The sequence below is a fragment of the Shewanella piezotolerans WP3 genome, assembly GCF_000014885.1.
GTDB classification, from domain to species: Bacteria; Pseudomonadota; Gammaproteobacteria; order Enterobacterales; family Shewanellaceae; genus Shewanella; species Shewanella piezotolerans.
Genome location: NC_011566.1, coordinates 2918452 through 2931200, shown reverse-complemented (window position 1 = coordinate 2931200; position 12749 = coordinate 2918452). Strand labels below are relative to the sequence as shown.

The following is a 12749-nucleotide window of genomic DNA, read 5'->3' as shown; positions in this document are numbered from 1 at the left end:
TGGGAGACAATCCGAGATAATTACTCGGATTGTCTATTTCAACTAATAGTAATAAACGCTAGGCGAGGTGACTTTTTCTACCTGAGCTAGCTTTTAGTTTTTGGAACAAGTGCTGGTATAAAAAAGATGACTAACGCTAACAGATATACTGAAAATGCTACGATCATCCATTGACCCATGGTGACGCCCATCATTTGCCAGGGGATATCAGTGCACATACCAGTCGGCATAAAAATCGATGGGATCCATTCATGCAGAGGCATCCAACTTGGAAACTCAGGCAAAAAAGAACAGGTTGCAAAAGGGGAAGGGTTAGTTTGCATATCGACTAGCTCAAGCGCTAGTTTAAGGCCGTAGGCAGCACTTCCTCCCCAGAGTCCCATCGCTACAAAACGTACTATACGAGATTGGTAGCCAGCAACGCCTAGAAAACCGGCAAATAAAATGCCAAATATTGCCAACCTTTGATAGATACACATCACACAAGGGTCAAGCTTCATAACATATTGGAAGAATAGTGCGGCCAGTTCTAAAGCAAGCGCCGTAGCTGTCAGTGTGAGCCATGCTGTACGTGATTGGGAATAATTGATTAGTGCATTCAACGATCAGGTCTCCTTTGCAAATAAAAAACGCCCGTAAGAGGGCGTTTTATATGACTTTCAAACTCTAAATTAGTTCAGTCAGCACATTATTAATGCGCTGATGCTGCACTATTTCCAACTTCTTGGAGGGTGTGATGAAGCAACATATTATTATCGTAGAAATATTGCGTCATCTGTTCAAGCGCTCCAAATTGAATCGCTAAGATCCCTACAATTGATAAAACAATTGTATATGGTAGCGCCATCCAAACCATCCGTCCGTAGGAAAGTCGGATGAGTGGGGCGATTGCTGATGTCAGTAAGAATAGGAAAGCCGCTTGTCCATTTGGTGTCGCCACCGATGGCAGGTTAGTACCGGTGTTAATAGCAACTGCAAGAAGGTCAAACTGGTCGCGGGTGATTTGACCATCAAGTAACGCAGCTTTAACCTCATTGATGTAAACGGTACCCACAAACACGTTATCACTGACCATTGAGAGTAAACCGATGGCAATATAGAAAATAACTAACTGAGTGTTACCTTCATAACTAAGCGCCCATTGAATGACGGGGGCAAACAGTTGCTGATCAATGATGACGCCAACAATAGCGAAGAAGACGGCTAACAACGCGGTGAATGGTAGTGCTTCCTCAAATGCTTTACCTAATTGGTGCTCGTTAGTCACACCGTTAAAGGCAGTGGTTAAAATGATGACTGAAAGACCAATAAGGCCAACAGATGCAAGGTGGAAGGCAAGACCAATAATGAGCCAAACACCGACAAGTGCCTGGATGATTAATTTTATTTTGTCATGCTTAGTACGATGTGCATCTTCATGAGCTGAGTAGTCAGATAAAATTTTGTGTACGGCATCAGGAAGCTGCTTACCGTAATCAAACACTCTGAATTTCTCAACTAAGAAACAAGTCAAAACACCTGCAACGAAGACTGGCACAGTGACAGGAGACATGCGTAGGGCAAACTCTGCAAATTGCCAGTTTGCTTGGGCTGCAATAATTAAGTTCTGTGGTTCACCGACCATAGTACAAACGCCACCAAGTGCAGTACCAACACCAGCATGCATTAGCAAGTTACGCAAAAAGCCCCTGAATGCTTCTAACTCTTCTTCACATAACTGGCTTTGGCCGTCGCTAGTGTGATCATGGCTATCATTAAAGTTTTTACCCGATGCCACTTTGTGGTAAATCGAATAGAAGCCCACCGCAACCGCTATAATGACTGCTATTACTGTAAGCGCATCTAGGAATGCTGACAAAAATGCTGATGCAACACAGCACATGATTGATACTGCAATCTTGGAACGAACTTTGGTGATCATTTTCGTGAAGGCAAACAGTAATAGTTGCTTCATGAAATAGATACCAGCAACCATAAAAATCAGTAGCAATAAAACTTCTAGGTTTGCTTCTATCTCATGCAGGACTTGACTGGGTGAAGTCATGCCTATTATTACCGCTTCAATTGCGAGTAAACCCCCTGGTTGCAACGGATAGCATTTAAGAGCCATCGCAAGGGTAAAAATAAACTCTAAAACCAACAGCCAACCCGCTACAAACGGATTAAGATAGAAAACGACTGGGTTGATCACTAGAAACGATAATATTGCGAATTTGAACCACTTTGGCGAATTGCCTAAGAAGTTATCAAGAAACGCCTGACTCATTGTCACAGGCATGGAATCCTCACTCTTGTTTTGTAATGTTCGTTTGTAACAATAAATTAACTAGATTTGTTGTTACTAATATATTTGCCGACGCCAAATGTAAACTGGATTTAATTAGAATACGACTGGGTTGATTACTAGAAACGATAATATTGCGAATTTGAACTACCTTGACAAATTGCCTAAGAAGTTAACAAAGACGCCAGAATCGTTGTCACTGGTATGGAATCCTCACTCTTGTGTTGTAATGTGCGATTGTAACAAGAAATTAACTAGATTTGTTGTTACTTATAAAATTGCCGATGCTAAAGGTAATTCCTTTTGACTAACTTAAACAGCACTGATTACCCAAACGGCTATCTATATCAAAAAAAATCAGCTAAAACGCATCAAACGGATAATTTTTAACCATGATTTTGCTTTTTGACCACTGTGATTATCTAATACGACGGTTTAGGTTTCCATTTTGGGTAGCTCTGGTATGATCAGTAATAGAACAACACTAATAATTGGATAGAGTAGGCTGATGATCATCAATGCCAAAGGCCCTGCAAGTTTTGCTGAGAAATATATTGTACGATCCATTTGGGAGAACAAATTTGCCCCAGGTTCTATTTTGCCAGCTGAACGTGAGTTGTCTGAATTAATAGGCGTAACACGCACGACATTACGTGAAGTGCTGCAACGTCTTGCCCGAGATGGCTGGCTAACTATTCAACATGGTAAACCCACTAGAGTGAATAATTTCTGGGAGACCTCTGGACTAAATATCCTAGAGACCATCGCTGAACTTGATCCTGATGGTTTTCCTGAGCTCGTCGATCAACTGTTATCGGCGCGTAGCAGTGTTAGTGCAATCTATTTTAGAGGTGCTATTCGCAATAACCCCGATAAGGCTGTTGAAGCATTATCAAAGCTTGATGAGTTGGAAGATACGGCTCAAGCTTATGCGGACTTTGATTATGAATTACAGCACACATTAGCTTTTTCTTCTGGTAATCCTCTTTATGTTCTCATTTTGAATGGTTTTAAAGGGTTATATAGCAGAGTCGGCCGTTATTATTTTTCTAGCGCCGAAGCACGAGCATTAGCGTTGGACTTTTATAAGCAACTGCAGCAGCTTGCAGTAGATAAGAATTATACGGACGTTGCTGGGTTAATGCGAACCTACGGGATTAATAGCGGTATGATGTGGCAGAGTTTACGCGATAAAATGCCAGTTGAGCTAGGCCATTCAAATACATAGAATTTTATCTTAGTTTAGTTCGTTTAATAAAAAAGCCATCTTTTAGATGGCTTTTTTGATGCTTAAGATTATAGGTCAAAGCTGTAGTAGATATCTAAGGATGTCAATTGTACCCGAAACCGTTTCTAGATAGAGTTGCGACAATAAGTAATAACGAACGGTCATTTCATAGCCTGGATTAAACACACCAATACCGTATTTCACCATGAGATCTTCACCGATAAAGCCACTAATTGCGAACCGTCCATCATCGTTGGCATCGAGTTGGACATTTGAAAAACCGATTTTCTCAATGATACCAGTCGCTGTATTACCTATATTGCCGATAGCTCCGCCACCAATTTGGTTACTTAATGTCAATGCTGCCCCCATCATCAAGCCACTGTTTTGGTCTACATCGTTGCTGTTTAGGCCTGTGCCTCTGACAATGTAATTTAAAATTTCAGCCTGTTCTTTTGCTGGGTTTGAATAAAGGTTAACAATTGGTTTCATCGGTGTTCCTGTTATGCGAACACCTGCTACCACATCTTCCTCTTTTATTTCTCGTGCAGCTTCTATATTCAAATTGGGAACATCAATAGGGCCTATAAACTGCATTTCACCCGCTTTAATTTTCAAAGTCTGCCCCATGAACTTATAAGATCCATCAATAACTTTAATTTCACCAAAGAGTAATGGGGGCCTAAAAGGACTTTGCTTCAATTCCAACTTACCTAATAGTTTGCCGTCGAGTCCCATTCCATCAACTTTTAAATCGTCACCAATGTTCAAATTAACTTCAGCAGAAACAGCCAAAGGAGTCGCCTTTGAAGTTTGTGTCGCAAGGCTATCTTTAAACACTACGTCCTTTGACACTGCAACACCGCCTTCTGGCAACTGAACAATGGTAATGTGCCCTGTTGGCACATTAATATCGCCTTTTACATCAACGGAATGGTCGGTAAAACCAATATTGAGATCGGTGCTAACACTTAGAATCGCAAGTGGCGGTTGAATAACGGCGAGGTCTTTGCCTTTTATATCGAAATTGCCTTGTAACTGTTTATTTAACCAATCCAGTTGACCGTCGATATAAGCGAGTCCTTTACCCATCTTAAGCTCACCATCTATTTGCGCTTGTTTACCGGCGAAGGTTAGATTCAAGTCTACATCTTCAATAAGAGTTGGGTTAGCTGTTGCTAGAATAGAACCTTTTCTAAGAGTTATGTCACCTGATGCTTGAGGATCTGTAAGCGTACCGCTCAAATTCAGATTACTCGATACTATACCCTCTAATGTTTCTAACTCAGGTAATAGCTGAGCGAGTGCTTGTAAGTCTATTTGATGTAAGGCAAGTTTGCCGTCAATAGTTCTATCTGGGGTGACACCGACGGTGAGATTTGCGTCGAAACTGGCTACTTTATAAGACTCTAGTGCGATTGTTGTTCTAAGGTACTGTTCATTTAAAAGGCTTTGCATATTGAAGGACTTATATCCGACACTGACCTCATTACTATTGGTTGTTTTAAAGTCGATAGTGCCAGGTTTTAAATCTAGCTCTAACTGACCTGTAGGCTTACCTTCTTCAAACCACTCAAATTGCGACGCTAAAGTGGAAGGCGCTTGCCACTTTATACTTTCGGGTAGCCATGGTGAAATCAAAACCCCAAGGTCTCCTGAATATTCCATTTTTGCCCGGCCACTCAGTCCGACTTCAATTGGCTCTACAGCACAGAGTTTCCCGCTCGCATGGGTTAAACAAAAGGGTGTTATCTGACCATTAGTTTTTGAAATATCATACTGCCCATTTAATGGCTTTTCTAGGTTTACCTCACCAAGCTTTGATTGCAGCTTAAGTTGATTTATTTGCGCGTTAACAGTGTTTTTATTGTTATCAAATAGGCTGTTAATAGAAGTCGTTAATCCGAGTTCTCCGAGGGTTTCAATCGTTAACGATTGCTGATTTAAGTCGCCGTTACTTCGTACATTAATACTATCTAGATAAATAGTATCGTAGTTAAACTTCTTTGATGTTAACTGAGCTGAGAATGCTTGATTGTCTAGCGGTTTATAGTGGCCTTTTAGACTCAGTTTTTCTAGAGATAGCTGACTAAACTTAAGGCCATTGGCTAAAAGAGATACATCAATATTTGGGTGCTCAGATTCTCCTGTTACTGTAATGTCGCTATCAATATTACCGCGTGCATCTTGGTGCCAAAGGCTTAGATCTGGCACAGTTAAGTCACCTGTTAGTGCCCAGCGCTTATCGACTTCACCTTCAATATATAAAGAGCTCTTCAAAGCGTGAATATTGAGTCCAGTCGAACTTAAGTACCAATTGTGATTAAGTGTTAGATTGCCATCGACTGTTAATGGATATGTTTCTATATCGCCATTAAGTTCAGCATCCGATAAGCCTATTGACCAATGTGTATTCGCTAAAGAAAAATTACCGTTACTGCTAAACTGGCCATTAATGCTGCTCTTAGGTAGAGAGTATTCCAAATCGAGCTGAAGTTGGCTAATGTCGAGTTTTTCAGTAACGACATTAGTGTCCCATTTAAACGTATCGCCGTAAGCCAGCTTGCCATCAATAGAAGCGTTCCCCATCTTGCTTTCAATCTCTAATACACTGAAATCGAGCGTTGAATCTTGGTGTTCAAATAGAGTGTTAACTTTCATTATTGGGTGATAATTAGAGTTGAAATGTGTTTGCAGATCGACATGTTGTTGCTCAACATCACCTTCAGTTTTTAGGTTGATCTTGGTTGCAATATACTCAGGCATTGTAATCGGCCATTGTAGTTTTTCCGATTGTAGTGCTATCGAATAGGGGACTTTGGGATCAGCTAGAGCAATGCTCGAAGATAACTCAAATTCAAACTGCCCATGACCAGAGATCTCACTTTTCAGTTGTTTGAAACCTTGAACAATTGTGACATTAAGCTGTTGACCCTTTAGCCCTGGCACTTCATCAACGTGGTCAAGGTTAATATCAAGCTCAAAATCCATCGGGTAATCATCTGATAAAGACATGTGCCCATTTAGTTCGGCTGAACCGTAGCTGTGAGAAACAGACAATTCTTCAATATTAATAAGAAAAGTTTGATAGCTTCCACTCAGTGCGATAGCGCTAAAATGATCAGCTCTTGGTCCCAGAATTAAATCACCGTTGTTAACCTCTAGCGATTCTACATAGACAGGTATTGGCATAAACACTTCAGGTAAAGAAGCCATGGCCCACTTTTTAGCATCATCAGTTACTACATTGGCGCTAATTGATTGATTGTTTGATTTATTTGTCGAGGCAGCTTTTGGCGGATTTTCTTTCGTTTCTATAACGGCGTTTGTATTGTTCTCGTTACCATTGCCGAGTGGAATAGATACTAATAAATCTTGCGCATAAATCGATTGTGCTCGAATTCCGGTGCTTTGCCATTCAGCACTTAAATTAAGCTGAGCTGCGTTAAAGTCCATATCATTGACGCGCACAGTCACTTGGCTCAGTGCACCTATCGCAAGCTTAATACCAAAAGGTAAAACAATTTCTTGATTATCCTCAATCTCCTGCACGATAGTATCGAGAGATTGATTCGTAGTTGAACGTAAATTGTCTTTATTGTCAGAGGTGCTACTAATAGATGTATCAGTCGTCCCACCTTCAAAAGGCGTAGGGGCACCGAGCATGTCGGTATCTATTTCAACATTAACCCTAGTTGCAATTAGCTCATTTACACATAACTGCTTTCGCACTAAGCACATAGGGTTCCAGTCTAAGATTAACCCAGTCGTTTCAACTTTGACCCCCGGCATTTGCCAGTTACCTAAGTCTAATTGAAGCCGGTTGTTTATTTTTCCAGAGACATAACTGACTTCGAGATCAGGCACCAAAAGGTTAGCTATTTTTACCGCAAAGTGAGAACCAAAATTTGTACCGATAATAATGGCTAAGCTGATTAATAGGCCAAAGGGAATATAGAAAATAATCCGGCTAAGGCGTTTAAACCATCGCCAGATGACATCTTTTGCTTGACGAATTTTACTATTTGACTGCTGAGTTTTGCAGGTGTTAGAGGTCTGTGTTGTCATAGCTCAGCCCCCATAGTGATATGGATACGCCAAGGTCTACTAATTGTGTCGGTTTCCTTCAGCCCGACACCAACGTCAAATTTAACTGGGCCTATTGGTGATATCCAATGTATCCCCGCACCCACAGAGGTAATAGCTTCTATTTGATTAACATCAAAGGCATTACCAGCGTCGATAAATGTGGCTACCCGCCAACTTGGTGTAACGTAATATTGATACTCGATACTGCCGACCATCAAATACCGCCCACCAATGACTTCTCTCACTATTTCTCCTTCATCATTGATAGAGTCGATAGATGGACCTAACTCGTTATAACTGTAACCACGTATACTCTGATCGCCGCCAGCAAAATAGCGCAAAGAAGGGGGGATCTGTGCCAAATTATTCTCATTTGTGAGGTTCGCAGCTAAATCTAAACGGGAAACAATGCGGTGATTTTCAAAAAACCTTTGGATCCATTTAAACTTAGCTTGCAGGCGTGTTAAGCGAACCTCAGAGCCCAGATTAGGGTCGGCATACTCTAGGCTGTAATATTGCAAAAAACCTGATTTAGGATCGAGTGAGTTATCACCACGAGAAGTTTTAGAAACATTCGCCCCGAAAAGCACAAAAAATGGATTGTAATCAACACCTGATTGAGTGTAATTTTCACGCATTACTTCGGTAGAGTAATTGAGGATCCATTGATGGCCCAGACGCTGCTGACGGATCACCGCAAAAAGTAACTTGGAAGACTCCAACTGGCCAGTATTCTTAAAGTTTCTGTCATCAGTATCGTAGACTTGAGTCACGCCATATTTATCTCTTAGCATACCTACCCGTAATTTAAGCTGATCGTCGAGAGGGTGTGTCAAAGGAATGGTATAAGTAGTTAAAAACTTCGGTCTGTCGGGAGCCCATTCTGCTGAGGTTTCTTGTGAGTGCCCATAACTGTTGATTTGTGGTGTTCGCCAAGTGACGCGGACACGAGGTTCAATACTGTTATCAACGGTATTTCCTACATCCACACCCAGGCCAAGCTCTATGGAGTGATCGGGTTTAGGGCTAAGATCAACTCTAACGGGCACAAGTAAACCTTCTACTTGCTCAACTAAAGGTAACACTTTGATATTTGAAAAGTAGCCTGTATCGAGTAGTTGCCTGTTCAGTTGTCCCAAATTGCCGGTACTGTATGGGGCATCAAGCTCAAAGGGGAGCAGTTCCTCTAAGATCTCGGGTTGTAGTGTATGACCTGTAAAGGTGACTTCTCCTATATGATAGCGTTTGCCAGAGTCATAATGCAGTGCTATTTTTGCGCTATTATAATCCCTATCTACCTCAATCTCAGCCTTGTCAAATTTGCCATCAAAATAGCCTCGTGCTAATGATAATGTCAGTAACTGAGCTTTTAAATCCTCATACACTCCGTGATTAAGTCTGTCACCAGGACGAATAGACAACTGGGATAGCCATTGGTCAAATAACACATCGTTGCGCATCTCACCGTTCACTTGTATATCAATCCAACGTATGGTCGTAGGCTCTCCTGGGCTGATGAAATAGCTAAGCTCCCAAGGCCCTTTATCGTTACGATTAAACTCTTGCTCTATTTTGCTATTGTAATAACCCATAGAATGCAAAGCGGCATTGATATTATCTTCGGCATTAAAAATAAACGCACGCCGTTGCACATCTGACTTAGGCAATGTCCCCAGATGCGCTTTTACATTGCGTTCAAGACTGCCTGTTACGCCTTCTATTTTCAGCGTTAGCAGGTCATTTGCTAGGGCAGCAAAAGGACTCAGTAGAAAACCGAACAATAATGTCAGTATGCTGGTTGTTCGAATCAAACTTATCAAAAATATCAGACTCTTATTATTAACTTTAGTTTTATGAAGCTATTGTCACTAGAATCGCTATATCAAGCAAGTTGCTGATTGTAATTATGGTCGAAAATAGTTACAAAGAGAGCAAATAAATATAATAGGACCTCGATTTTGAAATATTCACCGATCTGCACTGTAAGTTTACTGCTCTTAGCGGCTATTACTGCGCCGTCTTTTGCCAATGACAAGCCTTTTTCTATCGCTATTCATGGTGGGGCTGGCACCATTTCCAAGGCTAAATTGACCGATGAACAGCAAAAAGAATATCGAGCTAAGCTACAGCAAGCTATCGATGCTGGTTATAAGGTACTAGAAAAAGGTGGAGACAGCCTTGAAGCTGTTCGGGTATCTATCAATATTCTTGAAGACAGCCCGCTGTTTAATGCAGGATTAGGTGCGGTATATACTTACGATGGAACGCACGAGATGGACTCATCTATTATGGATGGTAGAACCATGAACGCTGGCGCTGTTGCCGGTGTTAAGCACATCAAAAACCCAATCAATTTAGCTCAAACCGTCATGGATAGATCACCTCATGTTATGCTTTCAGGCCAAGGTGCAGAAGAGTTTGCCCTTACTCAGGGATATAAACTGGTACCCGTTAGCCATTTCGATACCGAAAACCGTTATAAACAGCTGCAAAGTGCTAAAGATAAAATTAAAAAGGCAGAGTCAAATAAAGACTATCAGGCAAGCACCGGACACAACTATAAGCAAAGTGCCTTAGATTATATGGAGTTCGATTATAAATTCGGCACCGTCGGCGCTGTCGCACTCGATCAAAACGGTAACCTCGCAGCGGGTACCTCAACCGGTGGTATGACAGCAAAGCGCTTTGGGCGTATCGGTGATTCACCTGTTATTGGCGCTGGCACTTACGCCGAAAATGGAGTGTGTGCAGTGTCTGCTACAGGTCATGGGGAGTATTTTATCCGCTACCATGTTGCCGGAGACATCTGCGCTAAAGTTAAATATCAGCAAAAATCGATTATACAAGCAGCTGATGAAGTGATTAATCAGCGTCTAATTACTGCTGGTGGTACGGGTGGGGTGATTGCCATTGATCAACGTGGAAATATTGCGACACCATTTAATACCGAAGGTATGTACCGTGCCACTCGTAAAAACGGTGAACAAGCACAAGTAATGATTTGGTCTGATCTCTAGTCTTGTCGATGTGTATCAAGCTTAATCAGCGAGCATTGGTGCACATTTTCAATTACACTTATAGATATATTCAATAACTAGCCGTTTTATGTCTCCCAAGCCCGATCGCGTTACTGCGATGAAAAATATTATTAAGCAAGTTAAACAGGAATTGCCTCTTAAAGATCCGCAACACTTTGTATGCGGGCCAGAGGGTGGCTGTATTGGTTGTCCTAAAAAATTGTTAGAGATCGTAGATAGTGAAATTAGCTATTGGGAAAGTGCCATCGTAAATGGTGAAATTCCACTGTTCGGCGATATAAGCCGGTTTTCAAAGCTGTGTAAGAATGTTAAACGTGGCCTGATTCGCAACGGTGTCTTTAAAAAGTAATACCTCGCGGAATAAGCAGCGAGCCAGCTCAAAGTTACCATCAACAGGCTTAACCAAGGCGAGTATGGAAATCCAAGGTAGTTTTTTGCTCTTGTGAGTCTATTTAACTTTTTAGTGCCTAAGCTCAATAGAATAGGGGCTGTCATGCGAACATTTGCATTAGCGACACTAATACAGCAATTATCATTACTGGTTTGTTCCCTTGTATTTACGGCTGACTGCTCAAGTCAAACTTTTGATAGCTTTGTGGGGAGAATCACTAAGGAAAATATCGCCACTTCGATTGTGTTAACAGATGCAAATCTAATTAGTTTAGGGGTGATAAGTTTTGATCCTAGCTCAGTTATTGACTTCGGTGACATTAATACTGGAAGCCAGGACTCTCTTCAAAGACGGCGTGAATTAAAAACGTACTCACTACCATGGAAGTCGGATTGGAGGGATTTCACAGACAACTGGCAGACCTCAACTTATGTTAAATTATCCTATGTCAGTTCGGAACAAACCATTGATTACTCTCAGCCAACGAAAGACTTTGATTCTTATGAGGAGAAAAGTTACCTAACACAAGCTGAGCAGCGCTGGCAACGTCAGCTGAGTGAACACTGGAAAGTACAGCTGGGCGTTGGTGGCCAGTTAATTTGGTATGAAAACAGTTTTCAGTACTCAAGTGTTCTAGCGCAGTTGAAACCTATATTCGATAACCGCTTAGTTAATACCTCTTATGGCGCTTTGATGCTCGATCCATCTATAGAGTTTAGGTATGACAACCTTTTATGGGGTCATCGATGGCAATTTATCAGTAGTTATCGTTATGCAATCGGACATACAGTTTTAACCGATTCGACGATGCAGGAAGTCTCCTCACAAGTTGGCCGTTTCACTAATACGTTTATGCTTCATTATCCACTCCCGCAGATAGCAGAGAGTAATAATGAACTTCACTTGATGTTTAAGCGCATAGATCTATCTGGTGATGCAGTAGCGCCTTTAGAGACAGACAATTACTATCAAGTCGGTGTAGGGTGGGTGATTGACACACCTTGGTTAACGTCCTGGGTCGATAATTTAGGTATAGGGCTCACTGTTAACGTTGGCAGTGTTCTAAGTGGTGGTAGTATTCTCTTGCTATTTAATGAGGACATATAGCGCTAGTTGCGTGTTATCCATTTGAGGCTTCAGCGGATAAACTATCAATAAATAAAAACGGTATAGTAAAACAGCAAGGCGATTTCGAATAATACGGTTAGGGCTATCGGTTTTATTCACTCCCCAACGGCCAAATTTTAGCTAAACTAAAAATGTGGTAAATAATTAGGGGAAAGTAATGGATTCAATAAACGTTAAAGAACATATGGATCGTCATCCTGTCATGTTATCGCCTTCAATGTCTCTTGCTACAGCTGTTGAAAAGCTATTAGACAACAAGAAATTAGGTGCACCAGTGGTGGATGCGGACGGTAAGTTAGTGGGGTTTTTATCACAACAAGACTGCTTAGCGGTGATGCTAAAAAGCAGTTATCACTGTGATTTAACCGCTATCGTTAAAGATTGCATGCGCACAGATGTATTATCAGTAGAGCCCAATACCAGTGTATTAGCTTTAGCCGAGCAGATGTTAGGCCCAAAACCTAAGGTTTATCCAGTGATAGATGACGGCAAAGTCGTCGGCACTATTAACCGAACCAATGTGCTTGCCGCCATTAATACATATATGCAGCAATGTTATCTAACGCCCGCTTAAAATTAAAGATATTTTAT

Annotated in this window: 9 protein-coding genes; 5 read left to right on the top strand and 4 right to left on the bottom strand. The window is 41.3% G+C overall.

What is annotated here, in order from left to right:
• Window positions 1-86 precede the first annotated feature (86 nt).
• Window positions 87-602 carry a disulfide bond formation protein DsbB gene (dsbB, locus tag SWP_RS12550; protein WP_020912868.1) on the bottom strand — a complete coding sequence of 172 codons (516 nt, stop codon included), beginning with the start codon at window positions 600-602 and terminating at the stop codon, window positions 87-89.
• An 89-nt stretch (window positions 603-691) separates the two neighbouring features.
• The gene (gene nhaB / locus SWP_RS12545; protein ID WP_020912867.1) at window positions 692-2278 is read right to left on the bottom strand and encodes a sodium/proton antiporter NhaB; all 1587 of its coding nucleotides are present in this window, start codon (window positions 2276-2278) and stop codon (window positions 692-694) included.
• Between the two features lie 514 nt (window positions 2279-2792).
• Here nhaB and fadR point away from each other — a divergent pair.
• Window positions 2793-3512 (top strand): fatty acid metabolism transcriptional regulator FadR, encoded by a 720-nt coding sequence (fadR, locus tag SWP_RS12540; RefSeq protein ID WP_044555898.1) that lies wholly within the window; start codon window positions 2793-2795, stop codon window positions 3510-3512.
• A 75-nt stretch (window positions 3513-3587) separates the two neighbouring features.
• On the opposite strand, the gene SWP_RS12535 is transcribed toward fadR, so the two are convergent.
• The gene (locus SWP_RS12535) at window positions 3588-7580 is read right to left on the bottom strand and encodes a translocation/assembly module TamB domain-containing protein (RefSeq protein ID WP_020912864.1); all 3993 of its coding nucleotides are present in this window, start codon (window positions 7578-7580) and stop codon (window positions 3588-3590) included.
• Entirely contained in the window at window positions 7577-9421 is a 1845-nt protein-coding gene (locus tag SWP_RS12530; RefSeq protein ID WP_020912863.1) for an autotransporter assembly complex protein TamA, read from the bottom strand. The genes SWP_RS12535 and SWP_RS12530 overlap by 4 nt, the downstream gene beginning before the upstream one ends.
• Window positions 9422-9574: 153 nt before the next feature.
• On the opposite strand from SWP_RS12530, the gene SWP_RS12525 reads away from it, so the two are divergent.
• The 4 genes from SWP_RS12525 (at window position 9575) to SWP_RS12510 (ending at window position 12732) form a co-directional block, all read left to right on the top strand.
• On the top strand, window positions 9575-10618 hold the full coding sequence (locus tag SWP_RS12525; RefSeq protein ID WP_420804969.1) for an isoaspartyl peptidase/L-asparaginase family protein: 1044 nt from the start codon (window positions 9575-9577) through the stop codon (window positions 10616-10618).
• A gap of 88 nt (window positions 10619-10706) precedes the next feature.
• On the top strand, window positions 10707-10988 hold the full coding sequence (locus SWP_RS12520; RefSeq protein WP_020912861.1) for a hypothetical protein: 282 nt from the start codon (window positions 10707-10709) through the stop codon (window positions 10986-10988).
• 144 nt (window positions 10989-11132) lie between these two features.
• Window positions 11133-12137 (top strand): Solitary outer membrane autotransporter beta-barrel domain, encoded by a 1005-nt coding sequence (locus SWP_RS12515; protein WP_020912860.1) that lies wholly within the window; start codon window positions 11133-11135, stop codon window positions 12135-12137.
• A gap of 178 nt (window positions 12138-12315) precedes the next feature.
• Window positions 12316-12732 carry a CBS domain-containing protein gene (locus SWP_RS12510; protein ID WP_020912858.1) on the top strand — a complete coding sequence of 139 codons (417 nt, stop codon included), beginning with the start codon at window positions 12316-12318 and terminating at the stop codon, window positions 12730-12732.
• Window positions 12733-12749 lie beyond the last annotated feature (17 nt).